Raw genomic sequence first — 25,790 nt, 5'->3', positions numbered from 1 at the left:
CACAGGGCTGGCGCGCTCATTACTCACGGGTTAACCTCATGTGAGCGGGTCACACCCGCAGCTCTTGACGGCCTGGTGACGCAGCCGCCCGGAGCACCTCCCCTGCCGTATGGCTATGGGGGAGCTTGTCGGTTCGGCAGTTCTGTACGACGCGACTCCGGGACAGAGTCCGTCGGCCCCAGGGCGCGCATCGCCGCGCGCCTCACCGCGACACGCACCTCCGCGCACCTCCGCGCCCCTTGCGCACGCGCGCCCTCCCTCAGTCGTCACTCATTCCTGGAGTCCCGTGATGGACACCCCTCTCTCCACCATCGCCGTCGTCGGCCTCGGCACGATGGGCACCGGCATCGCCGAGGTCCTCGCCCGCGCCGGCCACGAGGTCATCGGCATCGACATCACCGACGCCGCCGCCCACCACGCCGTCACCGCCCTCGAAGCCGCCACTGCGCGCGCCGTCGAACGCGAGCGCATCACCGAGGAGGAGCGCCGGAACGTCCTCGCACGCTTCCGCACCTTCTCCGACCTGCAGGCGGCCGCGGACGCGGACCTCGTGATCGAGGTCGTGCCCGAGTCGTACGAGACCAAGCAGCAGGTCTTCCGGGAGCTGGACTCCATCCTCCGCCCGGACGCGATCCTGGCGACCGGCACCAACGCCCTGTCCGTCACCCGCCTCGCCGCCGACTCGGCGCACCCCGAGCGCGTCCTGGGCCTGCACTTCTTCAACCCGGCCCCGGCGATGAAGCTCGTCGAGGTGGTCTCCTCGGTGCTGACCTCCCCGCAGGCGGTGGAGGCCGTCACCGCGCTCGCCCGTGACCTGGGCAAGGAGCCCGTCGCGGTCGGCGACCGGCCGGGCTTCGTCGCGGACGGACTGCTCTTCGGCTACCTCAACCAGGCCGCCGCGATGTACGAGGCGAAGTACGCGTCACGCGAGGACATCGACGCCGCGATGAAGCTCGGTTGCGGCCTCCCGATGGGCCCGCTCGCGCTGCTCGACCTGATCGGCATCGACACCGCCCGTACCGTCCTCGACGCCATGTACGCCGAGTCCGGGGACCGGCTGCACGCGCCCGCCCCGATCCTGAAGCAGCTCAGCGAGGCGGGCCTGACCGGCCGCAAGTCGGGCCGCGGCTTCTACACGTACGAGGCGCCGGACAGCGGCACGGTGGTGCGCGACGCGCTGACGCCGCTCGAGGCCGCACAGATCACCGGCGGCCGTCCGGTCCGCGTGGTGGGTGTCGCCGGGTCCGGCACGATGGCGAGCGGCATCGCCGAGGTCTTCGCCAAGGCCGGGTACGACGTGGTCCTCGCCGCCCGCAGCCAGGAGAAGGCCGAGACGGCCAAGTCCCGCATCACCAAGTCTCTTTCGCGCTCTGTCGACAAGGGCAGGATGACCGCCGAGGCCCGCGAGGAGACGCTGGCCCGGATCACCCCGGCCGACTCGCTCGACGCCTTCTCCGAGGTCGACCTGGCCGTGGAGGCCGTCGCGGAGGACCTGGACATCAAGCAGCAGCTGTTCGCCACGCTCGACAAGGTCTGCAAGCCGGGCGCGGTGCTCGCCACCACCACCTCCTCGCTGCCCGTCGTCGCCTGCGCCCGCGCCACCTCGCGCCCGCAGGACGTCATCGGCATGCACTTCTTCAACCCCGCCCCGGCGATGAAGCTCGTCGAGGTGGTCCGTACGGTCCTGACCGCGGACGACGTCCACGCCACGGTCCGTGAGGTCACCACGAAGATCAGGAAGCACCCGGTGGACTGCGGCGACCGCGCCGGCTTCATCGTCAACGCGCTGCTGTTCCCGTACCTCAACAACGCGATCAAGATGGTCCAGGAGCACTACGCCTCGCTCGACGACATCGACGCCGCGATGAAGCTCGGCGGCGGCTACCCGATGGGGCCCTTCGAACTGCTCGACGTCGTCGGACTCGACGTCTCGCTCGCCATCGAGAAGGTGCTCCACCGCGAGTTCCGCGACCCGGGCCTGGCTCCCGCTCCTCTGCTCGAGCACCTGGTGGCCGCCGGCTGCCTCGGCCGCAAGACGGGGCGCGGCTTCCGCGAATATGCCCGTCGCTGAGCCGCAGGGGCCCTGGGGAGGGCTGCTCCGTTCTTCGGGCGGCCCTCCCCCAGAGGCGCGCTCTCCTGCACAGATGCAGTACGTTCAGGTCATGCCCCAGCCCCCCAAGTCACCCCGTGCCAGCGCCGCCTCCGAGGCCCCGGAGAGCGCCGCAGGCAGCCGCGCAGCCGCTCAACGGCTCAAGATGCGCCGGGAACTGGCCGCGGCCGCGATGGAACTCTTCGCGACCAAGGGGTACGAGGCGACGACGGTCGACGAGATCGCGGCGGCTGCGGGAGTCGCGCGCCGGACCTTCTTCCGGCACTTCCGCTCCAAGGAAGAGGCGATCTTCCCGGACCACGACGACACGCTGGTCCGCGCCGAGGCGGTGCTGAACGCCGCCCCCGCGCACGAGCATCCGCTCGACACCGTGTGCCGCGGCATCAAGGAAGTCATGAAGATGTACGCGTCCTCGCCGGCGGTCTCGGTCGAGCGCTACCGCCTCACCCGCGAGGTGCCCACGCTGCGGGAGCGCGAGATCGCCTCGGTGGCCCGCTACGAGCGACTGTTCACGCGCTATCTGCTGGGCCACTTCGACGAGCGCGACCACCACGACGGCAACGACGACCCGCTGCTCGCGGAGGTGGCCGCGTCCGCGGTCGTCACCGCGCACAACCATGTGCTGCGGCGCTGGCTGCGGGCGGGCGGCCAGGGTGACGTGGAGGCGCAGCTGGACCACGCCTTCGACATCGTCCGCGACACCTTCGGTACCGGCATCGGCGCCGGCCGCACCCCCGCCCCCGGCCGTGGCCCGGCCGCCCAGGTGCAGTCGACCGGCGAGGTCCTGGTGGCCGTTGCCCGCACGGATGCGCCGCTGCCGGAGGTCATGCGCACGATCGAGCAGGCGCTGCACGGACGGAGCTGACCGCCGTACCGTGCCGCGGACGGACCGGTACGGCTCCGGGGTCAGTGGCGACCCTTGTCGACCCGCAGGTCGGCGGCGACCGGGAGGTGGTCGGAGGCCAGCGGGTCGCTCGTGATCACGGCCGCGCTCTCCGCCCGGACGTCGGACGAGTGCATCACGTAGTCGATACGGGCGTGCGGGTGCTCGGAGTCGTGGGTGTACCCGTCACCCGAGCCCACCTCGGTCCACGCGTCCTTCAGGAACCCGGTCATGGTCAGCATCTCGGGGGTGCCGGGGAGGGCGTTCAGGTCGCCGACGAGGATCGTGCGGTCGGCGTCGTCGCCGAGCAGCTCACGGATCCTGGCTGTCTGCAGCCGGCGCTCGAAGGCGTCGTTGTGCTGCAGGTGGGTGTTGGCGAACCGCACCCGGGAGCCGTTGACCACGATCTCCGCCTGGAGCAGACCGCGCTGCTCGTGCGTGCCCAGCTTGGGCAGCAGGATGTTGCTCGAGGACTTGACCGGCCAAGGGGTCAGGATCGCGGTGCCGTACTGCCGGCGCGGATCGCCGGGCACCAGCGGATCGAGGTCGAGGTTGGCGCCGTACACGTAGCGCATCCCCAGCCGCTCCGAGAACCACTCCGGAAGGTCGAGCCACTGGCTGCGCGCGGACCAGTGGCGGTCCACCTCCTGCAGACCGACGATGTCGGGGCGCACCGCCTCGATCACCGTGGCAACGCGCTCCAGGTCGAAGACCTCGGCACCGCTCGCTCCGTGGTGGATGTTGTAGGTCAGGACACGCACGCCGGCGGTCGGCTTGGGGGCCGCGGCGGCGGCCGGCCCGGCGCCCAGCAGTGCGGTGGCGGCGCCGGCGACGCCCGCGGCCAGCAGCGTCCGACGAGACGGTGACGAAAGAGTCGATGACAACGTTGTTCCCTGCTCTCTTCGAGGGGTGATCTTCCGGGCGATCATGAACCGCGCTTCCGAATCTCCGGCATCCACGGCGTGAACCTTTCTGATCCACATCGGAACGCGCGATCGATCATCGCTCATCTGTGACGGCCAGATTGCATCTGAGTGAAATTGTTGGCACCCAGTGTCTTGCGGCCTGGCACGCGGTGCCATACGTTGATGTTGTCCGGGCGGCCGGCGTGCAGACAACTGTCGTACGTCGGCTGTCCCCGCAAGCCTCCCGGCTCGCGCGCCCGGACGCCTGCGTCACAGGCAACCTCCCGCGCCCACAAAAGCGCTGCCACAGCACCACCCACGCCGAACCGACGGCACCTCCACAGCAGCACTTCCCCGACGTTCCCCTCAGCGTTCCCGAAGTCGAACGCTCTTCGCCGGAGGCAACACCGTGAAGGAAATCCTGGACGCAATTCAGTCGCCGGACACGACGTCCGCCGACTTCGCCGCACTTCCCCTCCCCGAGTCGTACCGTGCGGTGACCGTGCACAAGGACGAGACCGAGATGTTCTCGGGCCTGACCACGCGCGAGAAGGACCCGCGCAAGTCACTCCACCTCGACGACGTGCCCGTCCCGGAGCTCGGCCCCGGCGAGGCGCTGGTCGCGGTCATGGCCAGCTCGGTCAACTACAACTCGGTCTGGACCTCGATCTTCGAGCCGCTCTCGACCTTCGGCTTCCTGGAGCGCTACGGAAAGCTCTCCGAGCTCACCAAGCGCCACGACCTGCCGTACCACATCATCGGCTCCGACCTCGCGGGCGTCGTCCTGCGCACCGGCCCCGGCGTCAACGCCTGGCACCCCGGTGACGAGGTCGTCGCACACTGCCTCTCCGTCGAGCTGGAGAGCTCGGACGGCCACAACGACACGATGCTCGACCCCGAGCAGCGCATCTGGGGCTTCGAGACCAACTTCGGCGGCCTGGCGGAGATAGCCCTGGTCAAGTCGAACCAGCTCATGCCCAAGCCCAAGCACCTGAGCTGGGAGGAGGCGGCGGCCCCGGGTCTCGTCAACTCCACCGCGTACCGCCAGCTGGTCTCCCGCAACGGCGCCGGGATGAAGCAGGGTGACAACGTCCTGATCTGGGGCGCGAGCGGCGGGCTCGGCTCGTACGCCACCCAGTTCGCGCTGGCCGGCGGCGCCAACCCGATCTGTGTCGTCTCCAGCGACCAGAAGGCCGACATCTGCCGGGCCATGGGCGCCGAGGCGATCATCGACCGGAACGCCGAGGACTACAAGTTCTGGAAGGACGAGCACACCCAGGACCCGAAGGAGTGGAAGCGCTTCGGCAAGCGCATCCGCGAGCTCACGGGCGGCGAGGACGTCGACATCGTCTTCGAGCACCCGGGCCGCGAGACCTTCGGCGCCTCCGTGTACGTCACGCGCAAGGGCGGCACCATCGTCACCTGCGCCTCCACGTCGGGCTACAACCACGAGTACGACAACCGCTACCTGTGGATGTCGCTGAAGCGGATCATCGGTTCGCACTTCGCGAACTACCGCGAGGCGTGGGAGGCCAACCGCCTGATCGCCAAGGGCAAGATCCACCCCACCCTGTCGAAGGTCTACTCCCTGGAGGAGACCGGCCAGGCCGCGCACGACGTGCACCGCAACGTGCACCAGGGCAAGGTCGGTGTGCTCGCGCTCGCGCCGCGCGAGGGCATGGGCGTGCGTGACGAGGAGATGCGCGCCAAGCACCTCGACGCGATCAACCGCTTCCGGAACGTCTGAGTCAGAGGTCCGTCAGATGACAGAGCGTCAGAAGGACCGGCCGTGGCTCATGCGCACGTACGCCGGTCACTCCACGGCAGAGGCGTCCAACGAGCTGTACCGGCGCAACCTGGCCAAGGGTCAGACCGGCCTCTCGGTCGCCTTCGACCTGCCCACGCAGACCGGCTACGACCCCGACCACATCCTCGCCCGCGGCGAGGTCGGCCGGGTCGGGGTCCCGGTCTCGCACCTCGGTGACATGCGCCGGCTGTTCCAGGACATCCCCCTGGAGCAGATGAACACCTCGATGACCATCAACGCCACCGCGATGTGGCTGCTGGCGCTCTACCAGGTGGTCGCCGAGGAGCAAGGTCTCGACAAGGAGGCCATCACCAAGCTCCAGGGGACGACGCAGAACGACATCGTCAAGGAGTACCTGTCGCGCGGGACGCACGTCTTCCCGCCCGGGCCGTCGCTGCGCCTGACGACCGACATGATCACCTACACCGTGGCGAACATCCCCAAGTGGAACCCGATCAACATCTGCAGCTACCACCTGCAGGAAGCCGGGGCCACGCCGGTCCAGGAGATCGCCTACGCGATGTCCACGGCGATCGCCGTCCTGGACGCGGTCCGTGACTCGGGGCAGGTGCCGGCGGAGAAGTTCGGCGATGTCGTCGCCCGTATCTCCTTCTTCGTGAACGCGGGCGTCCGCTTCATCGAGGAGATGTGCAAGATGCGCGCCTTCGGCCGCATCTGGGACAAGGTGACCCGCGAGCGCTACGGCATCGAGAACGACAAGCAGCGCCGCTTCCGCTACGGAGTCCAGGTCAACTCCCTCGGCCTGACCGAGGCCCAGCCGGAGAACAACGTCCAGCGCATCGTCCTCGAGATGCTGGCCGTGACCCTGTCGAAGGACGCCCGCGCCCGCGCCGTACAGCTCCCGGCGTGGAACGAGGCACTGGGTCTGCCCCGGCCCTGGGACCAGCAGTGGTCGCTGCGCATCCAGCAGGTTCTCGCGCACGAGAGCGATCTCCTGGAGTACGAGGACATCTTCGCGGGCTCGCACGTCGTCGAGGCCAAGGTGGACGCCCTGGTCGAGGAGTCGCTCGCCGAGATCGACCGCATCCAGGAGATGGGCGGCGCGATGGCCGCCGTCGAGTCCGGCTATCTGAAGTCGCAGCTGGTGTCCTCGCACGCCGAGCGGCGCGCCCGGATCGAGGCCGGTGACGAGAAGATCGTCGGCGTCAACATCTTCGAGACCACCGAGCCCAACCCGCTCACCGCGGACCTCGACACCGCGATCATGACGGTCGACCCGGCGAACGAGGCGCGTGTCGTCGCCAAGCTCCACGAGTGGCGTGACAACCGCGAGGAGGGCCGCGCCCAGGAGGCGCTGGCCGTCCTGAAGGCCACGGCGGCCGGTGACGGCAATCTGATGGCTGCCACCGTCGAGTGCGCCCGCGCGGGTGTCACCACCGGCGAGTGGGCGTGGGCGCTGCGGGACGTCTTCGGCGAGTTCCGTGCTCCCACGGGCGTCTCGTCCGCGCCGGTCGCGGTGACCGCCGAGGAAGGCACCCCGATGGCTCTCGTACGCGAGAAGGTGGCCCGTACCGCCGACGAGCTGGCCTCGGGCCGGCTGCGGCTGCTGGTCGGCAAGCCCGGCCTGGACGGGCACTCCAACGGTGCCGAGCAGATCGCCGTACGGGCACGCGACGCGGGCTTCGAGGTGGTCTACCAGGGCATCCGGCTCACGCCCGAGCAGATCGTCAACGCCGCCCTCGCGGAGGACGTGCACTGCGTGGGCCTGTCGATCCTGTCCGGCTCGCACGCCGAGCTGGTGCCTGACGTACTGTCGCGCCTGCGTGAGGCGGGCGCGTCCGACATCCCGGTGATCGTGGGCGGGATCATCCCGAACAGCGACGCCGAGGACCTGAAGCGTGCGGGTGTGGCCGCCGTCTTCACCCCGAAGGACTTCGGCATCACGGAGATCATCGGCCGTATCGTCGACGAGATCCGCAAAGCGAACAAGCTCGACCCTCTGGAGGTCCCCGCATGACCACGCCGTCCCCCGTGAACCGGCTGCGCCCGCGCCGCTCCTGCCTCGCGGTCCCCGGTTCGAACCCGCGCTTCCTGGAGAAGGCCCAGGGGCTGCCGGCCGACCAGGTCTTCCTCGACCTGGAGGACGCGTGCGCGCCGCTGGCCAAGCCCGAGGCGCGGCACACCATCGTCAAGTTCCTCAACGAGGGCGACTGGACGGGCAAGACGCGCGTCGTGCGGGTCAACGACTGGACGACCCACTGGACGTACCGGGACGTCGTGACCGTCGTCGAGGGCGCGGGCCAGAACCTCGACTGCATCATGCTGCCGAAGGTCCAGGACGCCGAGCAGGTCGTCGCCCTCGACCTCCTGCTGACCCAGATCGAGAAGACCATGGGCTTCGAGGTCGGCAAGATCGGCATCGAGGCGCAGATCGAGAACGCCCAGGGCCTCAACAACGTCAACGCGATCGCCACGGCCTCGCAGCGCGTCGAGACGATCATCTTCGGCCCGGCCGACTTCATGGCCTCCATCAACATGAAGTCCCTGGTCGTCGGCGAGCAGCCGCCCGGCTACGACGCCGACGCCTACCACTACATCCTGATGAAGATCCTGATGGCCGCCCGCGCCAACAACCTCCAGGCGATCGACGGCCCCTACCTGCAGATCCGCAACCAGGAGGGCTACCGTGCCGTCGCCCAGCGGGCCGCCGCCCTCGGCTTCGACGGCAAGTGGGTGCTCCACCCGGACCAGGTCTCCGCGGCCAACGAGCTCTTCTCGCCCTCCCAGGAGGACTTCGACCACGCCGAGCTGATCCTGGACGCGTACGAGTACTACACGTCCGAGGCCGGCGGGAAGAAGGGCTCCGCGATGCTCGGTGACGAGATGATCGACGAGGCCAGCCGCAAGATGGCCCTGGTCATCTCCGGCAAGGGCCGCGCCGCCGGTATGACCCGCACCTCGAAGTTCGAAGCCCCGGAGGCCTGAGCACCATGCAGTTCGGACGCACGTACGAGGAGTTCGAGGTCGGGGCGGTCTACAAGCACTGGCCCGGGAAGACGGTCACGGAGTACGACGACCACCTCTTCTGTCTCCTGACGATGAACCATCACCCGCTCCACATGGACACCAACTATGCGGAGAAGACGACAGATTTCGGGAAGAACGTCGTCGTGGGCAACTACATCTACTCGCTGCTGCTCGGCATGTCCGTGCCGGACGTCTCCGGCAAGGCCATCGCCAATCTGGAGATCGAGTCGCTGCGGCACGTGGCGCCGACCTTCCACGGCGACACGATCTACGGCGAGACGACGGTCCTCGACAAGACGCCGTCCCGGTCCAAGTCGGACCGCGGGATCGTCTACGTCGAGACCAAGGGCTACAAGCAGGACGGCACGCTCGTGTGCGTGTTCCGCCGCAAGGTGATGGTCCCCACCGAGACGTACATCAAGGAGCGCGGCGGCGAGCAGCCGGGCCGCCCGGAGCTGATCGAGCCCTCGAAGAAGGCGGAGAAGTAGTCATGGCCCGACTCGCCCAGACCGCTGGTCTGACCGACATCCAGCAGGAGATCCTGTCGACCGTCCGGGACTTTGTCGACAAGGAGATCCTTCCGGTCGCGACGGAGCTGGAACACCGCGACGAGTACCCGCAGCAGATCGTCGACGGCCTCAAGGAGCTCGGGCTCTTCGGCCTGATGATCCCGGAGGAGTACGGAGGCCTGGGCGAGTCCCTGCTCACGTACGCGCTGTGCGTCGAGGAGATCGCGCGTGGCTGGATGTCCGTCTCGGGCATCATCAACACGCACTTCATCGTGGCGTACATGCTGAAGCAGCACGGCACCCAGGAGCAGAAGGACTACTTCCTGCCCCGGATGGCGGCCGGCGAGGTGCGTGGCGCGTTCTCGATGTCCGAGCCGGGCCTCGGCTCGGACGTGTCGGCTATCACGTCGAAGGCGGTGAAGGACGGCGACGAGTACGTCCTGAACGGCCAGAAGATGTGGCTGACGAACGGCGGCACGTCGACCCTCGTCGCGGTGCTCGTCCGGAGTGACGAAGGACACCCCGAGGGCACCGCTCGGCACAAGTCGATGACGACCTTCCTGATCGAGAAGGAGCCCGGCTTCGGAGAGGTCCGGCCCGGCCTCACCATCCCGGGGAAGATCGACAAGATGGGCTACAAGGGCGTCGACACGACCGAGCTCATCATGGACGGACTGCGCATTCCGGCCAATCGGGTTCTCGGCGGCACCACGGGCCGAGGGTTTTACCAAATGATGGACGGAGTGGAGGTCGGCCGCGTGAACGTCGCGGCGCGCGGCTGTGGCGTCGCCCAGCGGGCCTTCGAGCTGGGCGTCTCTTACGCCCAGCAGCGGCACACTTTCGGGAAGCCGATCGCGCAGCACCAGGCCATTCAGTTCAAGCTCGCCGAGATGGCTACCAAGGTCGAGGCGGCCCATGCCATGATGGTCAACGCGGCACGCAAAAAGGACTCCGGGGAGCGAAACGACCTGGAGGCAGGGATGGCGAAGTACCTCGCATCCGAGTACTGCAAGGAAGTCGTCGAGGACGCCTTCCGCATCCACGGCGGTTACGGCTTCTCCAAGGAGTACGAGATCGAGCGCCTCTACCGCGAGGCTCCGATGCTGCTGATCGGCGAAGGTACCGCCGAGATCCAGAAAATGATCATTGGTCGTCGGCTCCTCGAGGAGTACCGGTTCCAGGGCTGATCGTCGCTTTTGAGTCGGTTCGGCCGCGAAGAAGATCACACCCTGTCATCGCCTTCCGGCCGCCGACTCGAGTTCCGGCTTGCCCAGTTGCGGTCCGCAACCGATAGCATCGCCGGAAAGCCGCCGTCCCCCTGTTGCCAGCGCGGCATCATCCGCTACGAAGGTCATCCATGCCCCACAGCCAAACCTCTGCACCTCGCGACAGCCTGCTCGGCGTACGCCTCGCGCGCGGAGCATCGCCGTGGCTCCTGCCGACCGTCGCGACCGCGGCCCTGAGCCTGGCGCGTGCGCGCCGGTCGAAGCGCGCCGCGGCCATCGCCGTGCCCGCCACCGCACTCGCGGCGGGCATGCTGTGGTTCTTCCGCGACCCCGAGCGCGAGATCGCCCAGGGCCGGGTCATCTCTCCGGCCGACGGTGTGGTGCAGAGCATCATGCCGTGGAAGGACGGGCGCACCCGTGTCGCCATCTTCATGAGCCCGCTGAACGTCCACGTCAACCGCGCTCCGCTCGCCGGCACGGTGACGTCCGTCGAGCACGTGCCCGGCGGATTCGTCCCGGCGTTCAACAAGGAGAGCGAGAACAACGAGCGCGTTGTCTGGCACTTCGACACCGAGCTCGGTGACATCGAGATGGTGCAGATCGCGGGCGCCGTCGCCCGTCGCATCGTTCCCTACATCCCGCAGGGCACCAAGGTCGAGCAGGGTGAGCGCATCGGCCTGATCCGCTTCGGCTCGCGGGTCGACATCTACCTTCCCGCAGGTGTCGAGGTCGCTGTCGAGGTCGGCCAGGCCACGACTGCGGGGGTGACTCGCATTGACCGTGATTGATCCCGAGACACAGACGGGCTGGGCTTCGGATGCCGAGGGCTCCGAGTCCGCGTCCGCGCCCGGGGCCGCCGACGAAGCCGAGGAGATGCCCCTCTCCCTCCGGCTCTCGATAGCGGACACCCTCACGCTCGGTAACGCGACGTGTGGATTCATGGCGGTGTACTTCACCACCACCGGGATCCTGATCCCCCATCTCGTCGGCAGCGGCGAGAGCGGCATGGCCCGGCACTCCGCCGCCACCGCCGTGATCCTCATGCTCTGCGCGGCGGTCTTCGACCTCTGCGACGGGCTCGTGGCACGCAAGCTGCGCAGCTCGCCGATGGGCGCGGAGCTGGACAACCTGTCCGACCTGATCAGCTTCGGGCTGGCCCCGGCGTACTTCGTCCTCGTGTACGGGATGGTCGCCGACGACGCCCACCAGAAGGTCTCGGCGGTCGCCGCGATCGTGGTGCTGCTCGCGGTCGTGCTGCGACTGGCCAGATTCTCGTGCGTGACGATGAAGGACGGCATGTTCCAGGGCATGCCGAGCCCCTTCGGCGCGCTGACGGTCGTCTCGATCGTGCTGCTCGAGCTGCCGTTCATCCCGACGCTCCTCGCGATCATCGGCACGGCCTGGCTGATGGTGAGCCGGGTCGAGTACCCGAAGCCGCGCGGTGTCCTCGCGGTGGCGATGCTCAGCTGGATCGTGGCGGCGATGGGACTGCTCGCGGCGTGGGCGTTCGACGCGCCGGGCGGTCAGATGCTGCTCCAGACCGGCTGCGCGCTGCAGATCGTGCTGGCGGCGACGATCCCGCTGTTCGCCACGGCGCGGCGGGTGAATACGTTCCGGGACAACCGACGTGAGGCGCGGGCTTCGGCGCAGCTGCCGTAACGGCCGACGCGGCCACATCCGTACGACGACGAAGGGCCCGGGTGCACGGCACCCGGGCCCTTCGTCGTACTCGGAGCGTCAACTGCTGATCACGGCATGACCGGTTATGGTGGACACACTGCGACCTGTGCGCCCTGCCCACCGCGAAGGAGGGAACTTCCTGTGCCGCCCACCATCGAGGCCGACCCCCGCCCGCTGACCGGCGAGCCGCTCTCCGTCGATCTCCTCAACACTCGCTGGATCGACACGGACGGCCGCCACGACCTGCTGGACTCCGTCGACGGCCTGTCCGCATGGCTGGGCAGCCCTCTCGTGCACGAGGCACTCGGCGGCCGTCCCGTTCCGGCCGGCCGCGACACGCTGGATCGGCTCCTCCAGGCCCGGGCAGCGCTCGATGCGCTCGTCGCCTCGCCCGCGCAGCCCTCGGCGGAGGCCGTCGACGCGCTCAATGCGGTGCTGGCGCACGGACGTGTCCGCCACCTGCTCGGCTCCGACGGGCGACCGGAGGACGACGCCGAGGTGGACGAGCCGTCCTGGCTGCCGGCCTGGTCAGCGGCCGAGAACTGGCTGCGCCTGCTCGCCGACCGACCCGACCGGATCCGCCCGTGCGCGAACCACGAGTGCCTGCTGCACTTCTTCGACGTGTCCAAGAACGGCACCCGGCGCTGGTGCTCCATGGCGGGTTGTGGCAACCGCGCCAAGGCTCAGCGCCACTACGCACGCAACCGCCCGGCCTGACAGGCCCTGGCACTGGCCGGGTACCGGTTGTGCGGCGCCTGCCGTCATCGACCGAGCACCGGGGCCCTCCAGGCTGACTCACACAGGGGCGCCGGGAGGACCGGACCGCCGGACCCTGGCGGAAGAGCGGGAGCCGGAACCGCGCTCGACGAGGTCCACGCCTTCAGGGAAGGTGACCTGTCCCGGCGCATGTGGCACGCCACCCAGAGCCTGCCCCGGTGACCGCCGGCCGTCAGGGCGAGGGGCGCGTCGCTCCTGAGGCGCTGTCGTCGCCGCGGAGGCGGCCGTGCGGGGCGCCCCCGAAGGAGATCACTCTCCAGCCATCTCGGCCCGGCCTCGTAAAACGGCCCGGCGCCCAGCTCCTGCCACTGGGCGGCAGCCCTGGCCGTCGTATCGGCCACCGCGCCGTCCGCCGGGTCCGGGGCGCGGTCCTGCGTCCGGGCCGCGGCCGGCTCGCGCAGTACACGGCGGAGCCACGCGCTCCGCCCCGGCATACGCCGCGTTCACCGACTCCAGCAGCAACGGCTCCCCAGACACGGGGAGTTGGTCGACGGCCGACCCGCCGCGCCTAGGCGTTCCTGCTGTCGCCCATCGCCCCACCTGCCGCAATCGACGACTCACATGGGACCAATGCATACTGCATACAGTATGGTTCTCCCACCAGTTCCGGGCAGCTCTGCGGGAGGGAACATCCGTGACCGACACCTCGACGACCGAGCACACCGCCGCCAGACGCGTCGCCACCGCCTGGGCCGGCAAGGCCCCCTCACGCGCGGCGAAGTCCGCCATCTCGGTCGCCACCCTGGGCAGCCTGGTGGCGCTGGTCCTCCTGGTCGCGATCGGCGCCGCACTCCACCAGACGGTGCTCATCCCGCCGCTCGCCGCCAGTGCCGCTCTCGTCTTCGCCGCCCCGGCGCTGCCGCTCGCCCAGCCCCGCAGCGTCGTGGGCGGCCAGCTCATCTCCACCGTCGTCGGTTTCATCGCCCTTGCGATGGGCGGCAGTTCCCTGTGGACCGCCGCGGTGGCCGGCGGTCTCGCCATCGGCGCGATGGGGCTGGCCCGTGCGCCGCACTCACCCGCCGCCGCGACGTCGGTCATCGTGGTGCTCACCGAGCCCGCTCCGGCAAGCTTCCTGCTGCTTCTGCTGCTGGCCACTGCGGTCATCGTCGCCGTGGGCATCGTCGTGGGGCGCAGCGGGAAGACGCCCCGGTATCCCAGCTACTGGTGGTAGGGACACGCGCGTGCCCCAGCCGGGCGCTTACCGGCGGGGGCACGCGGCCGCTGGATCGAGGGCCGAGGGTCAGCTTCCGGCGAGGAAGTCCCGTGCGATGTTCTCCGCGAGGCGCTCCAGCAGCGGACCCGCCTGCGCCATGCAGACCGCGGGGTCCGGCTCCAGGTCCAGGAGGGCGTACGCCCGGCGGATGCCCGCCTTGCCGAGCGCCTCGGGCGGGAGCGCGAGGCGGCCGCAGACCGCGACGACTTCCTTGCCCTCCGCACGGGCCGCTGCGGCGACGCCCGCCGGGGCCTTGCCGTGCAGGGTCTGTTCGTCCAGGGAGCCCTCGCCGGTGATGATGAGCGTCGCCCGGGACAGCGCCGGGGCGAAGCCGAGGATGTCGAGCATGACCTCGATGCCGGGGCGGAAGCGCGCACCGAGCACGACCAGCGCGCCGTAGCCGATGCCGCCCGCGGCGCCCGCGCCGGGCAGCGCGGCCTGCTCGGGGCCGAGGACGGAGGCGTAGTGGGCCAGCGCCGCGTCCAGCGCGGCAACGTCCTCGGGCGACGCGCCCTTCTGCGGGCCGAAGACGGCGGGCGCACCCTTCGGTCCGGTCAGCGGGTTGTCCACGTCGCTGGCGAGGACCAGGTCGACGTCCTCGAGGCGGGCGTCCAGTCCCGACAGATCCGCGGTAGCGACGTCGATCAGCGCGCCGCCGCCCGGGCCGACGGGCTTGCCGTCCGCGTCCAGGAAGTGTGCCCCCAGCGCGGAGAGCATCCCTGCCCCGCCGTCCGTGGTCGCGCTGCCCCCGACGCCGAACACGATCGTCCGCGCTCCCGCGTCCAGCGCGGCGCTCAGCACCTCGCCCGAGCCGTACGTCGTCGCCGTGAGCGGAGCGAAGACCCCCGCGGGAAGATGCTGCAGGCCCGACGCCTCCGCCATCTCCACCACCGCAGTGGTGTCGCGCAGCGCGAACGCAGCCGTCACGGGCTCACCGGTCGGCCCGGTCACCCGCACCTCACGGCGCTCGAACCCCGCGGCGATTGCCGCCGCGACCGTGCCGTCGCCGCCGTCGGCGACGGGCAGGGTCTCCACGGGAAGGCCCGGGACGACCCGCCGCAGCCCGGCCGTCACCCGCTCCGCGACCTGCACGGCCGTGAGCGAGCCCTTGAACTTGTCCGCCGCCACGAGCACTCGCGCGGCAGTAACTGCTCCGTCCGCCACCTTGCTATCCCTTGCTTTCGAACAGGCAGTCGCGCCGCCCCGACCCTATCCGCAGCCCCAGACGGCGTGCCACCCCCTGATAAGGCGGTATTTCGCACCGTAGTGGGGCGGGGCGACCACGGAACGGACGAGCTGATCGATCATTCCGCGCCGACGGCGGCGACCCGCCCGCCCCGCGAGGGAGGCGTTCCGCGCCATGAGGACAGAAGCCGACCTATTCCATCCCTACCTTCGGAACCGAACCCGACGAGGGAAAGGGAACACACCATGCTGCGCGGACTCACCACCATCAGCTTCTGGGCGTCCGACCTGGACGCGGCGAGGGACTGGTACACGGAGCTGCTCGGACTCCCCCCGTACTTCGACAAGCCCGGCTACATCGAGTTCCGGATCGGCGACCACCAGCACGAACTGGGCATCATCGACAGCCGCTACGCCCCGGCCGGGCACACGTCCGACGTCGGCGGCTCGATCACCTACTGGCACGTCGACGACCTGGCGGACACCCTCAAGAGGCTGCGCTCCCTGGGTGCGAAGGAGCACGAGGCGCCGAAGGAGCACGGCCCGGGCTTCGTCACCGCATCCGTCGTCGATCCCTTCGGAAACATCCTCGGGATCATGTACAACGCGCACTATCTGGAGATTCTGCGGGCAAACCTCCCCGATTCCTGAGCCGGAACCGGGTACACCCGACTCATGACGCATCAAGGCACGCGGACGGCCGACCGGATCCTCGGCGGCTGGCTCGGCCGGATCGCCGGCAACATGCTCGGGAAGCCCGTCGAGCGCGGGGACTACTGGACACGCGACCGTATCGACCGCTACCTCCGGCTCACCGGCGCACTCCCGCTCACCGACTACCTCCCCGAGCCCCCACCGGGCACGCCCGAAGCGGAATTCGAGCTGCGCCCGGAGTGGCGGCAGTGCGTCCGCGGCCGGATCCACGGCAGTTGCCGTGACGACGACGTGGACTACGCGATCCTCGGACTGCATCTGCTCGAGACCCATGGCTTCGGCTTCACCACCGAACAGGTCGGCGAGCTGTGGCTGCTGAGGCTCCCGTATCTGCAGACGTTCACCGCGGAACGTGCGGCGTACCGCAATCTCACAGCCGGCCTGAAACCGCCGCTCACGGCCACGTACGACAACCCGTACCAGGAATGGATCGGCGCGCTCATCCGCGCGGACGTCTTCGGCTGGGCCTCCCCCGGCGACCCGCAGCGCGCCGCGTCCCTCGCCCGCCGGGACGCCGTCCTGTCCCACACCGGCAACGGCGTGTACGGGGCGATGTGGGCGGCCGCGATGGTCGCGGCGGCGTTCACCGCGGCTGACGCGCGCGAAGCCATCGACGCGGCCCTCGACCGTATTCCGGCGAGCAGCCGCCTCGCGCGTACGGTCCGCCGCACGACGGCCCTGTACGACAGCGGCCTGCCCTGGTCGGACACCCTCACCGCGCTGGAGGAGGAGACCGGGCGGCTGGGCTGGATCCACACCGTCCCCAACGCCGCCGTCATCACGGCCGGACTGCTGTACGGCGCAGGGGACTTCACCGCCACCATCGCCCTCACCGTCCGAGGCGGCCTCGACACGGACTCCAACGGCGCGACCGCGGGCTCGGTCGCCGGGGTGCTCCGCGGCGCGTCCGGCATCCCGCCCCAGTGGACCCGGCCGCTGGAGGACCGCGTGCGCAGCGCGGTGTTCGGCTTCGACGGCGCGAGGATCGGCGAACTGGCGGACCGCACCGCCCGGTTGGCGTCCATCTGACACGGCGTCCCGGGCACGGCCGACAGGCGATTAGGCTGCACCGGTGACCACCTCGGACTACGCCACGTACATCGCCGGCCTCCCCCGTGTCCTCTCCGGCGCCGCCACGCTCTTCCGGGACACGGAAGGGCGGGTGCTGCTCGTCGAGCCCAACTACCGCGAGGGCTGGGCCCTCCCGGGCGGGACGATCGAGTCCGACGCCGGCGAGACCCCGCGCGAGGCCGCCCGGCGCGAGACCCTCGAGGAGATCGGCCTGGACGTCGAGCCGGGCCGACTGCTCGCGGTCGACTGGGTGCGGGGCGCGACGCGCCCGCCGATCGTGGCGTACGTCTACGACGGCGGGGTGCTCGACGGCGAGGACTTCACGGCGATCAGACTGCAGGAGGAGGAGCTGATCTCCTGGAAGCTGGTGGCCCGCGACGAGATCACGACGTATCTCCTCGGCACGCTGGGCTCCCGGGTCCTGGCCGCCCTCGACGCGCTCACGGCGGGCACGGGTCCGGCGGAGCTGGTGGACGGGCACCCGGCGGGCGGCTAATCGCCTCGCAGCGGCGGGCCTCCGCTGCGTACGCTCGCGGCATGACTCTCGTCGCGATCCTCAGCGGTGCCGGGATCTCCACGGACTCCGGCATTCCCGACTACCGCGGGCCGAACGGCCTGTGGCGGCGCGATCCGGAGGCCGAGAAGCTCGTCACGTACGACCACTACATGGCAGACCCCGAGATCAGGCGCCGGTCGTGGCGCATGCGCAGCGAAAGCCCGTCGCTGCGGGCCGAGCCGAACGCGGCACACCGTGCGGTGGCCGCGCTGGAGCAGGCGCGCAACGGGGTCGCGGTGCGCGTCATCACGCAGAACGTCGACGGGCTGCACCAGCGGGCCGGGATGCCCGAGCGCAAGGTCCTCGAACTGCACGGCACCGCACGCCAGGTGGAGTGCACGCGCTGCCATGCGCGCTCCCCCATGAAGGACGCGCTCGTCCGGGTCGCCGAGGGAGAGGGCGATCCGTCGTGCCGGACGTGCGGCGGGATCCTGAAGTCGGCGACGGTGATGTTCGGGCAGCGCCTGGACCCCGTGGTGCTGGGTGAGGCGATGGGCATCGCGAAGGCGTGCGAGGTCTTCATCGCGGTGGGGTCGAGCCTGCAGGTGCAGCCTGCCGCATCGCTGGCGGGCATCGCCGCGGACAACGGGGCGCGGCTGATCGTCGTGAACGCCGAGCCGACGCCGTACGACGACCGCGCGGCGGAGATCATCCGAGAGCCGATCGGCACGGCCCTGCCGGGTCTCCTGGAGCGGATCACCGAGGCCGTCTAGGTCCGGCGCGACCCCGCGGTCGTGGGGCCCGTTCGGTGGGCCCCGGCCTCCCGGACGGGCCGGAGGTGCGCCCCGGTACCGGCCGAGGGGAGCCGGTGCCCGCGGTCCAGAAGGCTCTAGAAGAGGGCGTCCTCCGGCGTGCCGCTCTCGAAGGCCAGCAGCCGCTGCTTGCGGTCCAGGCCGCCGCCGTAACCGGTCAGGCCGCCCGTGGAACCGATCACCCGGTGGCAGGGCACGATGATCCCGACCGGGTTCTTGCCGTTCGCGAGACCGACCGCGCGGGACGCGCCCGGCTTGCCGAGGGCGTCGGCGAGTTCGCCGTAGGTGCGGGTCTCGCCGTACGGGATCAGGCACAGCTGCTCCCAGACACTGCGCTGGAACGGCGTGCCCTCCAGGTGCAGCGGCATGTCGAAGTCCGTCAACCCGCCCGCGAAGTAGGCGTCGAGCTGGCGGATCACCTCTCTGAAGGCGCGCGGGTCGGGCTCGCCGAAGGTCTCCTCGGCGGGGCGGTGGCGTTGCCCGGTCATGTAGAGGCCGCTCAGGACGGAGTCGGTGGCGACGAGGGTGAGCGGGCCGTACGGGCTGTCGACGACCGTGTGGGTTCTCGTTCCGGTCGTGGTCGTGGTCGTGGTCAGGGTCATGGTCGGGTTTCCTCAGACAGGCAGGTGGTTGATGGGGTGGTCGCCGGTGGCCCAGAGGTACTGGACGGCGTACGCACGCCAGGGCCGCCAGGCCGCGGCGCGGGCCGTGAGCGCCGCAGGTGTGGCGGGCAGGCCGAGGTCGGACGCGGCACGGCGGACCCCGAGGTCGGTCGGAAGGAACGCGTCGGGGTCGCCGAGCGCGCGCATCGCGATGACCTCGATGGTCCAGGGGCCGAAGCCGGGCAGCTCGGCGAGCCGCGCGCGGGCCTCGTCCCAGGCGCTGTCGGCGCCGAGCCGGAGTGTGCCGTCGGCGAGGGCGGCGAACAGAGTCGTGAGGGTGGTGCGGCGGCTGCGCGGGAAGGCGAGGGTGTCCGGATCGACCCCGGCCAGTGCCTCCGGCGTCGGGAAGAGGTGCGTGAGGCCGCCTTCGAGGTCGTCGACGGGTATGCCGTGCGCGGTGACGAGCCGGGCCGCGTGGGTGCGGGCCGCCGCGGTGGAGACCTGCTGGCCGAGAACAGCTCGTACCGCGAACTCCGCGGCGTCGACGGTCCGCGGCACCCGTCTGCCCGGCGCCTTGTCGACGAGGGGCGCGAGCAGCGGGTCGGCGCGCAGCTGGTCGTCGACGGCCACGGGGTCGGCGTCGAGGTCGAGCATCCGGCGGCAGCGGCTGATGGCGAGGGTGAGGTCGCGGGCGTCGGTGAGCGAGAGCCGGCAGGCGATGTGGTCGGGGCGGGGGGCGAGCGACACGATGCCATGGCCGTGCGGAAGGGTGAGGGTGCGGCGGTACGTGCCGTCCCGCCACTCCTCCACGCCGGGCACCCCGGTCGCGGCAAGATGCCCGAAGAGGTTGTCGGGGTTGAGCGGCGCGCGGAACGGGAGGCGCAGGGCGAGCACTCCCGGGGTCCCCGGTGCGGGCTTCGTCGCCTGCCGGGCGGCGCGGGTGCGCAGCTCGCTCGGAGAGAGCGCGAAGACCTCGCGGACGGTGTCGTTGAAGGTGCGGATCGAGAAGAAGCCGGCCGCGAAGGCCACCTCGGCCATGGGCAGGTCGGTCGTCTCGATGAGCAGCCGGGCGGTCTGGGCGCGTTGCGCGCGCGCCAGGGCGAGTGGTCCTGCGCCGACCTCGGCGAGCAGCTGGCGTTCGATCTGCCGGGCCGAGTACCCGAGCCTTGCTGCCAGCCCGGGGACACCCTCTCGGTCGACGACCCCGTCCTGGATGAGCCGCATGGCGCGGGCGACGGCGTCGGCACGGGCGTTCCACTCGGGGGATCCGGGGCTGGTGTCGGGCCGGCAGCGCTTGCACGCCCGGAAGCCGGCCTGCTGGCAGGCGGCCGCACTGGGGTAGAACGTCATGTTCTCGGCCTTGGGCGGTACGACGGGGCAGCTGGGGCGGCAGTAGATCCCGGTCGTCAGAACCGCGGTGAAGAACCAGCCGTCGAAGCGGGCGTCCTTGGACCGGACGGCCCGTACGCAGCGCTCGGTGTCGGTGTGCATGGCGGGATGCATGGATCAAGCATCGGGCATCGGCGGCGGTGGACGCTGGCGAAAAAACGACATCAGCCTTCCTCGGCCAGCGCCTTCCTCGCGCCCTGGATGGCAAGAGCGCCGTACGCCGATGCCCGCGATGACCTCCCGGTCCCCGTCTCCGGAACCAACCGCTCGGCCTGTGCGTCGAAGGGCCATGACGGAGACAGCCGGTCGGATGGTCCTGGTCCTCGCGCTGGCTGCCGGCGCGCTCACGGGCTGCGCAGCGGCCGATGACGGCCGCGCGGCCAATGGCGGGGGCGCGGCCGAGGCCCGGCCGGCGGCGTCCCGGCCACCCGCGGGGTCCGGGCGGACGATGCCCTTCGACCTCTACACGCACTGCGGAATCGACGAGGCCCGCATCGGCTCCACGTACTTCGAGGCGGAGACCCCCCTCTCCGACGGCTCGGGAAACCCGCCCGAGGGCTGGGACAACCCCACCCAGCACGGCACGATGACCCTGGTGTCCGGGACGGAGGCGGTCTTCACCGACGACGCGGGGCACGAGGTGACGTTCCGCGCCCGCCCGGGTGCGACCTCCTTCAAGCTCATCTGCGAGTAGCAGGCACAAGCAGCGCGGGGCCCGCCCGGCGGCGCCCCTTACTCCTCGCACTCCTCGGCGATGCGGGCCCGCGCCCCTGCCCTGGTCCGGCCCGCCGACTGGGCGCGCCGCGGATGACGCCGTACGTACTCGCCCTCCAATGCCTCCATACGAGCGGTGTGCGTCCTCAGCGCCTCGTCGGACCCGAAGAGCAGGGTCTCGTGGCGCGTGCGGTGGATCGCCTCCAGCTCCTTGAGCAGCAGTCCGTCCTGCAGCTGCTCCGGCGCCACTCCGCGGTCCTTCTCGGTCATGGCTCACACCTCCGGGTCGAGGCATCCTGACGTCGGGGCTCCACTGCCGGAACACCGGAATACCAGTATCGAGGGGACTCGGGCCGTGGCGCGCGGTCCGGGCCGGATCACTCCGTCTGCGCGGCGAACGCCGCGTACGCACGCGCGTCGAAGAGGACGAACCGCACCTCCTCCACCGCCGACGTCTCCGCGCCCCGCACGGTCTCGACGGCGATGCGGGCGCCGTCGTCCATGGGCCAGCCGTAGACGCCGGTGGAGATGGCGGGGAAGGCGACCGTACGCGCGCCCAGCCCGTCGGCGACGCGCAGCGACTCGCGGTAGCACGAGGCGAGCAGCGCGGAGCGGTCCTCGGTCGCGCTGTGGACGGGGCCGACGGTGTGGACGACCCACCGGGCCGGCAGCCTTCCCGCAGTGGTGGCGACGGCCTGCCCGGTCGGCAGGCCCTTGCCGTAGTACGAGGCCCGCAGTTTCCGGCACTCCTCCAGGATCTCGGGCCCACCCCGGCGGTGGATCGCGCCGTCGACACCGCCGCCGCCGAGGAGTGAGGAGTTCGCTGCGTTGACGACGACGTCGACGTGCTGCTCGGTGATGTCGCCCTGGACGAGCGTGATGGCAGGACTCGTGGTCATACGCCCATCATCCTGCCCGGCGCGCTCATCGCCCGCGGAGGTGCCGCCACACCGCCTTCGCGGCGTTGTGCCCCGACATCCCGTGCACACCCGGGCCGGGCGGGGTCGCGGACGAGCACAGGAAGACCGCCGGGTGCGGGGTCGAGTACGGGAAGAGGGAGAGCTTCGGGCGCAGCAGCAGCTGGAGTCCGCGCGCGGCGCCGCAAGCGATGTCCCCGCCCACGTAGTTGGCGTTGCGCGCGGCCAGTTCCGGCGGGCCGGCCGTGGCGCGGGCGAGGACACGGTCGCGGAAGCCGGGGGCGAAGCGCTCGATCTGGCGCTCGATCGCGTCGGTGAGGTCGCCCTCCCAGCGGTGCGGGACGTGGCCGTACGCCCAGAAGACGTGCTTGCCCGCCGGCGCGCGGGACGGGTCGACGAGGCTGGGCTGCGCGGTGATCAAGAATGGCGTGCCGGGGACGCGGCCCCCGGAGGCCTGCCGGAGGGCCACACCGATCTCGCGGCTGCTGGGGCCGATCTGAACGGTGCCGGCGCGGCGGGGCTCGTCGGCGGTCCACGGGACGGGGCCGTCCAGGGCATAGTCGATCTTGAAGACACCCGCCCCGTAGCGATAGCCGTCGTACACGCGGCCAAGGCCCGCGATCCGGGCCAGGGCGGTCGGGGAGGTGTCGAAGACGTAGGCCCGGGCGGGCGGCAGGTCGTCGAGGCGCTTGATCTCGGTGCCGGTGTGGATGGTGCCGCCCAGGTCCCGCACATACGCGGCGAGGGCGTCGGAGATCGACTGCGAGCCGCCGCGGGGCAGCGGCCAGCCACCGGCGTGCGCGGCGAGCGCGAAGACGAGCCCGACCGCGCCGGTGCCGATGCCGTCCAGCGGGGCGATGACGTGGGCGACGAGCCCGGCGAACAGGGCACGCGCCCGGTCGTCGCGGAAGCGGCGGAGCAGCCAGGTGGACGGGGGCAGCCCGGCGAGGCCGAAGCGGGCGAGGGTGACGGGGTCGCGGGGCAGCGCGGTCAGCGGAAGGGACATGAAGTCCCGCGCGAGGGTGTCCCACTTGCCGAGGTAGGGGGCGACGAGGCGTCGGTACGCCCCCGCGTCCCGGGGCCCGAACGAGGCGGCGGTCTCCGCCACCGAGCGGGACAGCACGGCGGCGGTGCCGTCGTCGAAGGGGTGGGCCATGGGGAGCGGGGCGTGCAGCCACTCCAGCCCGTACCGCGCCAGCGGCATGGCCTTGAAGGCGGGCGAGCCCGCGCCCAGGGGATGTACAGCGGAGCAGGGGTCGTGGCGGAAGCCGGGGAGGGTGAGCTCCTCGGTCCTGGCGCCGCCGCCGACGGTGTCCAGGGCCTCGAACACGGCGACCGAGAAGCCCCGGCGGGCCAACTCGGCAGCTGCGGTCAGCCCGTTGGGTCCCGCCCCCACGACGACGGCATCGAGCATCGACGGCACCTTCGGACTCCTTCGTCAGCCGATGGCCAAGGAACCCAGGATATTCGGCGGCACGGACAACACGGCCGGGGGTAGCGTCCGCAGCCATGAACGACCTGATCGAAGCGATGGCTGCCCGACTCGTGGGCACACACGGTGTGCGCGCCGTCGCACTCGGCGGCAGCCGGGCGCGCGGGGCGCACCGGCCGGACTCCGACTGGGATCTGGGCGTCTACTACCGGGGCTCGTTGGACGTGGCCGGTCTGGCCTCGCTGGCCGGCGAGCTGACCGGCGCCCCGGTGGAGGTGGCCGGGCCCGGCGGGTGGGGCCCGTGGGTGAACGGCGGCGCATGGCTGTCCGTGGACGGGGCCCGGGTGGACTGGATCCTCCGCGACCTGGACCGCGTGGAGCGCGTCTGGGCGGACTGCCGGGCGGGGCGCTACGAGGTGGGCGTCCAGGCGGGCCACCCGCTGGGCTTCTGGTCCCCCGCGTACGCCGGCGAGATCGCGCTGTGCCGGGTCCTCAACGACCCGTCGGGCGAGCTGGCGGCCCTGCGGGCGCAGACGGCGACGTACCCGGAGCCGCTGCGGAAGGCGCTGGTCGAGGCCGCGTGGGAGGCGGAGTTCTCGGTGGCGGCTGCGGCGAAGTCCGTGGGCACGGGGGTGGGGCCCGGGGATGCGCTGCACGCCTCGCTGTGCCTCTCCCGCGCCTTCGGCATCCTCACGCAGTCACTGCACGCCCACCACCGCGTGTGGCTCCTCAACGAGAAGGGTGCTCTTGCGAGCGCGGCCTCCCTCCCGTCCGCCCCGCCGGACTTCGCGTCCCGCGTGACGGCGGCGGTGCGCACCCTCGACGCGGCCGCGGTCGGCGCGGCGGGGGACCTGGTCCGGGAGACCCGTGCCCGCCTGACCTGACGGACCGTACCCGTGCCCTTGCCCGCCGGCCCCGGCGCGCGGTCCGGGGGCCTGCGGCAGGCTTTCCCCGCCCCTTCCCGATATGGGGGACAAGCCCCCGGACCCCCGTTCGCGAAGGGCTCCGCCCCCCGAACCCCCGCGCCTCGGGACTCCGCCCCGAGCCCCCTACGCCCTTCGGTCGTGGGTCATGGGGCCCCTTCGGAACCGGTCCGGCGTCGAAGCCGGGCACCTGGCTCGCCAGGACGGCACCGGCACGCTTCGAGCCCGTCCGACGCACGGGGACCGACACCCGGCCCACCCGGCGATACGCGACACGCATCAAGCCCGTCCGACGCATGGGGACCGACACCCCGCCCCTCCGGCGCTCGATGACGAACACACGGGCCCACGGCCCGCTACGACGGCAGCGCGCTTCAAGCCCGTCCGACGCATGAGGACCGGCACCCGGCCCGGTCGCCGGTACGGGAGACCTACGACCACCCAGCCCGTCCGCCGCTCGAGGGCGCGCCGGGAAACGTGCAGGCGCCCGGGGCCGGCGGAGCCGCCCCGGGCAGGAGCTGTTACGCGTGCTGCGGCCCGCGCAGCAGCTCGTGAAGCGTGCGCGCCGTCGTCTCGTCCCGTGCAGCGGTGAAGGGGAGGGCGTTGTCGCCGGTGATACGGAAGGGCTCGCCGGTGAGGGTGAGGTCGGTGCCGCCCGCCTCGTGGACGAGGAGGAGGCCCGCCGCGTGGTCCCAGGCGTTCTCCCAGGAGAAGGCGACCGCGTCGATCTCACCACGGGCGACGGCGAGGTATTCCAGCCCGGCGGAGCCGCACGGGCGGCCGTGGATGCCGTCGGCGCGGAGGGCCAGGAGGGCCTGCTTCTGTTCGGGGGTGGTGAAGTCCGGGTGGGACATGGCCACTTCGAGCACCCCGCCGGGTTCGGGCGAGCCCGACCGTATCGGCACGCCGTCCACCCGCGCCCCGTGCCCGCGCACGGCGGTCGCCATTTCGTCCAGCACCGGGGCGTAGGTCCAGGACGCGAGCACCTCGCCGTGGCGGGCGAGCGCGACGAGCGTGCAGAAGCCGGGGTCGCCGTGCACGAACTGCCGCGTGCCGTCGACCGGGTCGACGATCCAGACCGGAGCGTCGCCCTGCAGCGCGTCGTACACCGCAGGGTCCGCGTGGACCGCCTCCTCGCCCACCACCACGGAGCCGGGGAGCAGCGCCGTGAGCGACGCGGTGAGGTGCTCCTCCGCGCTGCGGTCGGCGACCGTCACCAGGTCGTGCGGGCCGTTCTTCTCGACGATCTCGTGCGCGGCGAGCTGCCGGAAGCGCGGCATGATCTCGACGGCGGCCGCCTTGCGGACCGCCTCCTCGACCAGGGCTAGGTTGCCGGACTCCCAGGGGTTCCCGGTCGTCCCGGACAGAAACTCTTCGGTCATGCGTCCAGCAAAGCACGCCGGGCTGACATCCCCGCCGACGCCCGGTGACCGTACG

25 protein-coding genes are annotated in these 25,790 nt (G+C 71.1%); 17 read left to right on the top strand and 8 right to left on the bottom strand.

Translation table 11 applies throughout. The features are described from left to right. The first annotated feature begins 289 nt into the window (after positions 1–289). Positions 290–2,071 (top strand): 3-hydroxyacyl-CoA dehydrogenase family protein, encoded by a 1,782-nt coding sequence (locus ABT078_RS01960; RefSeq protein ID WP_351222738.1) that lies wholly within the window; start codon positions 290–292, stop codon positions 2,069–2,071. Positions 2,072–2,162: 91 nt separating this feature from the next. Further along, complete coding sequence (locus ABT078_RS01955; RefSeq protein ID WP_351222736.1) at positions 2,163–2,975, top strand: TetR family transcriptional regulator; 813 nt, start codon at positions 2,163–2,165, stop codon at positions 2,973–2,975. 41 nt (positions 2,976–3,016) lie between these two features. On the opposite strand, the gene ABT078_RS01950 is transcribed toward ABT078_RS01955, so the two are convergent. Continuing rightward, entirely contained in the window at positions 3,017–3,877 is an 861-nt protein-coding gene (locus tag ABT078_RS01950) for an endonuclease/exonuclease/phosphatase family protein (protein ID WP_351222734.1), read from the bottom strand. 430 nt (positions 3,878–4,307) lie between these two features. Here ABT078_RS01950 and ccrA point away from each other — a divergent pair, with 430 nt between their 5' ends. The 9 genes from ccrA (at position 4,308) to ABT078_RS01905 (ending at position 14,056) form a co-directional block, all read left to right on the top strand. Then, positions 4,308–5,645, top strand: coding sequence for a crotonyl-CoA carboxylase/reductase (gene ccrA / locus ABT078_RS01945; RefSeq protein ID WP_351222732.1), 1,338 nt, complete (start codon positions 4,308–4,310; stop codon positions 5,643–5,645). A 16-nt stretch (positions 5,646–5,661) separates the two neighbouring features. Next, entirely contained in the window at positions 5,662–7,683 is a 2,022-nt protein-coding gene (locus tag ABT078_RS01940; RefSeq protein ID WP_351222730.1) for an ethylmalonyl-CoA mutase, read from the top strand. Next, a complete protein-coding gene (locus ABT078_RS01935) occupies positions 7,680–8,651 on the top strand; it encodes an HpcH/HpaI aldolase/citrate lyase family protein (RefSeq protein ID WP_351222728.1) in 972 nt (323 codons plus the stop codon). The genes ABT078_RS01940 and ABT078_RS01935 overlap by 4 nt, the downstream gene beginning before the upstream one ends. 5 nt (positions 8,652–8,656) lie before the next feature. Then, on the top strand, positions 8,657–9,181 hold the full coding sequence (locus ABT078_RS01930; protein WP_351222726.1) for a MaoC family dehydratase: 525 nt from the start codon (positions 8,657–8,659) through the stop codon (positions 9,179–9,181). 2 nt (positions 9,182–9,183) lie between these two features. Then, the gene (locus ABT078_RS01925) at positions 9,184–10,389 is read left to right on the top strand and encodes an acyl-CoA dehydrogenase family protein (RefSeq protein WP_351222724.1); all 1,206 of its coding nucleotides are present in this window, start codon (positions 9,184–9,186) and stop codon (positions 10,387–10,389) included. A 170-nt stretch (positions 10,390–10,559) separates the two neighbouring features. After that, on the top strand, positions 10,560–11,216 hold the full coding sequence (locus tag ABT078_RS01920) for a phosphatidylserine decarboxylase (RefSeq protein WP_351222722.1): 657 nt from the start codon (positions 10,560–10,562) through the stop codon (positions 11,214–11,216). Continuing rightward, complete coding sequence (gene pssA / locus ABT078_RS01915) at positions 11,203–12,087, top strand: CDP-diacylglycerol--serine O-phosphatidyltransferase (RefSeq protein ID WP_351222720.1); 885 nt, start codon at positions 11,203–11,205, stop codon at positions 12,085–12,087. Before ABT078_RS01920 ends, pssA begins: the two co-directional genes overlap by 14 nt. Positions 12,088–12,249: 162 nt before the next feature. Beyond that, complete coding sequence (locus ABT078_RS01910) at positions 12,250–12,825, top strand: CGNR zinc finger domain-containing protein (RefSeq protein ID WP_351222718.1); 576 nt, start codon at positions 12,250–12,252, stop codon at positions 12,823–12,825. Positions 12,826–13,519: 694 nt separating this feature from the next. Beyond that, the gene (locus ABT078_RS01905) at positions 13,520–14,056 is read left to right on the top strand and encodes an HPP family protein (protein WP_351222717.1); all 537 of its coding nucleotides are present in this window, start codon (positions 13,520–13,522) and stop codon (positions 14,054–14,056) included. 69 nt (positions 14,057–14,125) lie between these two features. Here ABT078_RS01905 and ABT078_RS01900 read toward each other — a convergent pair whose 3' ends face one another. Then, positions 14,126–15,262, bottom strand: a complete 1,137-nt coding sequence (locus tag ABT078_RS01900; protein WP_351222715.1) for a glycerate kinase — start codon at positions 15,260–15,262, stop codon at positions 14,126–14,128. A gap of 267 nt (positions 15,263–15,529) precedes the next feature. Here ABT078_RS01900 and ABT078_RS01895 point away from each other — a divergent pair, with 267 nt between their 5' ends. From ABT078_RS01895 to ABT078_RS01880, 4 genes are read left to right on the top strand one after another with little or no spacing between them, the layout of a single operon-like run. After that, positions 15,530–15,934 (top strand): VOC family protein, encoded by a 405-nt coding sequence (locus ABT078_RS01895; RefSeq protein WP_351222713.1) that lies wholly within the window; start codon positions 15,530–15,532, stop codon positions 15,932–15,934. Between the two features lie 24 nt (positions 15,935–15,958). Beyond that, positions 15,959–17,026, top strand: a complete 1,068-nt coding sequence (locus ABT078_RS01890; protein WP_351222711.1) for an ADP-ribosylglycohydrolase family protein — start codon at positions 15,959–15,961, stop codon at positions 17,024–17,026. A 43-nt stretch (positions 17,027–17,069) separates the two neighbouring features. Continuing rightward, positions 17,070–17,564 (top strand): NUDIX domain-containing protein, encoded by a 495-nt coding sequence (locus ABT078_RS01885; RefSeq protein ID WP_351222709.1) that lies wholly within the window; start codon positions 17,070–17,072, stop codon positions 17,562–17,564. Positions 17,565–17,605: 41 nt separating this feature from the next. Further along, positions 17,606–18,337 (top strand): SIR2 family NAD-dependent protein deacylase, encoded by a 732-nt coding sequence (locus ABT078_RS01880; RefSeq protein ID WP_351222707.1) that lies wholly within the window; start codon positions 17,606–17,608, stop codon positions 18,335–18,337. A gap of 116 nt (positions 18,338–18,453) precedes the next feature. On the opposite strand, the gene ABT078_RS01875 is transcribed toward ABT078_RS01880, so the two are convergent. Next, positions 18,454–18,978 (bottom strand): methylated-DNA--[protein]-cysteine S-methyltransferase, encoded by a 525-nt coding sequence (locus ABT078_RS01875; RefSeq protein WP_351222705.1) that lies wholly within the window; start codon positions 18,976–18,978, stop codon positions 18,454–18,456. A 12-nt stretch (positions 18,979–18,990) separates the two neighbouring features. Further along, positions 18,991–20,469: an AlkA N-terminal domain-containing protein gene (locus ABT078_RS01870; protein ID WP_351222703.1), complete on the bottom strand. Its 1,479-nt coding sequence runs from the start codon at positions 20,467–20,469 to the stop codon at positions 18,991–18,993. A gap of 187 nt (positions 20,470–20,656) precedes the next feature. On the opposite strand from ABT078_RS01870, the gene ABT078_RS01865 reads away from it, so the two are divergent. Continuing rightward, entirely contained in the window at positions 20,657–21,061 is a 405-nt protein-coding gene (locus ABT078_RS01865) for a hypothetical protein (RefSeq protein ID WP_351222701.1), read from the top strand. Between the two features lie 38 nt (positions 21,062–21,099). Here the strand turns inward: ABT078_RS01865 and ABT078_RS01860 are convergent, their stop codons facing one another. The 3 genes from ABT078_RS01860 to ABT078_RS01850 all read right to left on the bottom strand — a co-directional run bounded on the left by ABT078_RS01860 (position 21,100) and on the right by ABT078_RS01850 (position 23,421). Then, positions 21,100–21,351, bottom strand: coding sequence for a DUF6158 family protein (locus ABT078_RS01860; protein ID WP_351222699.1), 252 nt, complete (start codon positions 21,349–21,351; stop codon positions 21,100–21,102). 107 nt (positions 21,352–21,458) lie between these two features. Continuing rightward, positions 21,459–21,980 (bottom strand): O-acetyl-ADP-ribose deacetylase, encoded by a 522-nt coding sequence (locus ABT078_RS01855; RefSeq protein ID WP_351222697.1) that lies wholly within the window; start codon positions 21,978–21,980, stop codon positions 21,459–21,461. A gap of 25 nt (positions 21,981–22,005) precedes the next feature. After that, positions 22,006–23,421, bottom strand: coding sequence for a phytoene desaturase family protein (locus ABT078_RS01850; protein ID WP_351222695.1), 1,416 nt, complete (start codon positions 23,419–23,421; stop codon positions 22,006–22,008). 86 nt (positions 23,422–23,507) lie between these two features. Between ABT078_RS01850 and ABT078_RS01845 the strand changes: the two genes are divergently transcribed. Further along, the gene (locus ABT078_RS01845) at positions 23,508–24,314 is read left to right on the top strand and encodes a nucleotidyltransferase family protein (RefSeq protein ID WP_351222693.1); all 807 of its coding nucleotides are present in this window, start codon (positions 23,508–23,510) and stop codon (positions 24,312–24,314) included. A gap of 560 nt (positions 24,315–24,874) precedes the next feature. Here ABT078_RS01845 and ABT078_RS01840 read toward each other — a convergent pair. Next, on the bottom strand, positions 24,875–25,735 hold the full coding sequence (locus ABT078_RS01840) for an inositol monophosphatase family protein (protein WP_351222691.1): 861 nt from the start codon (positions 25,733–25,735) through the stop codon (positions 24,875–24,877). Between the last annotated feature and the right edge of the window lie 55 nt (positions 25,736–25,790).

Source organism: Streptomyces sp. NPDC002133 (assembly GCF_040296405.1).
Taxonomy (GTDB): domain Bacteria; phylum Actinomycetota; class Actinomycetes; order Streptomycetales; family Streptomycetaceae; genus Streptomyces.
The sequence above is the reverse complement of the archived record's forward strand: the minus strand, read 5'-3'. Positions and strand labels throughout refer to the sequence as shown.

What these genes read in the sequence shown, in the direction of transcription:
- ABT078_RS01955 (WP_351222736.1), top strand. Translation starts at nt 2,163, where the DNA reads ATGCCCCAGCCCCCCAAGTCACCCCGTGCCAGCGCCGCCTCCGAGGCC.
- ABT078_RS01860 (WP_351222699.1), bottom strand. Translation starts at nt 21,351, where the DNA reads ATGACCGAGAAGGACCGCGGAGTGGCGCCGGAGCAGCTGCAGGACGGA.
- ABT078_RS01875 (WP_351222705.1), bottom strand. Translation starts at nt 18,978, where the DNA reads ATGACCCTGACCACGACCACGACCACGACCGGAACGAGAACCCACACG.
- ABT078_RS01865 (WP_351222701.1), top strand. Translation starts at nt 20,657, where the DNA reads ATGACGGAGACAGCCGGTCGGATGGTCCTGGTCCTCGCGCTGGCTGCC.
- ABT078_RS01925 (WP_351222724.1), top strand. Translation starts at nt 9,184, where the DNA reads ATGGCCCGACTCGCCCAGACCGCTGGTCTGACCGACATCCAGCAGGAG.
- ABT078_RS01880 (WP_351222707.1), top strand. Translation starts at nt 17,606, where the DNA reads ATGACTCTCGTCGCGATCCTCAGCGGTGCCGGGATCTCCACGGACTCC.
- ABT078_RS01845 (WP_351222693.1), top strand. Translation starts at nt 23,508, where the DNA reads ATGAACGACCTGATCGAAGCGATGGCTGCCCGACTCGTGGGCACACAC.
- ABT078_RS01960 (WP_351222738.1), top strand. Translation starts at nt 290, where the DNA reads ATGGACACCCCTCTCTCCACCATCGCCGTCGTCGGCCTCGGCACGATG.
- ABT078_RS01935 (WP_351222728.1), top strand. Translation starts at nt 7,680, where the DNA reads ATGACCACGCCGTCCCCCGTGAACCGGCTGCGCCCGCGCCGCTCCTGC.
- ABT078_RS01940 (WP_351222730.1), top strand. Translation starts at nt 5,662, where the DNA reads ATGACAGAGCGTCAGAAGGACCGGCCGTGGCTCATGCGCACGTACGCC.
- ABT078_RS01930 (WP_351222726.1), top strand. Translation starts at nt 8,657, where the DNA reads ATGCAGTTCGGACGCACGTACGAGGAGTTCGAGGTCGGGGCGGTCTAC.
- ABT078_RS01890 (WP_351222711.1), top strand. Translation starts at nt 15,959, where the DNA reads ATGACGCATCAAGGCACGCGGACGGCCGACCGGATCCTCGGCGGCTGG.
- ABT078_RS01870 (WP_351222703.1), bottom strand. Translation starts at nt 20,469, where the DNA reads ATGCACACCGACACCGAGCGCTGCGTACGGGCCGTCCGGTCCAAGGAC.
- ABT078_RS01920 (WP_351222722.1), top strand. Translation starts at nt 10,560, where the DNA reads ATGCCCCACAGCCAAACCTCTGCACCTCGCGACAGCCTGCTCGGCGTA.
- ABT078_RS01840 (WP_351222691.1), bottom strand. Translation starts at nt 25,735, where the DNA reads ATGACCGAAGAGTTTCTGTCCGGGACGACCGGGAACCCCTGGGAGTCC.
- ABT078_RS01855 (WP_351222697.1), bottom strand. Translation starts at nt 21,980, where the DNA reads ATGACCACGAGTCCTGCCATCACGCTCGTCCAGGGCGACATCACCGAG.
- ABT078_RS01895 (WP_351222713.1), top strand. Translation starts at nt 15,530, where the DNA reads ATGCTGCGCGGACTCACCACCATCAGCTTCTGGGCGTCCGACCTGGAC.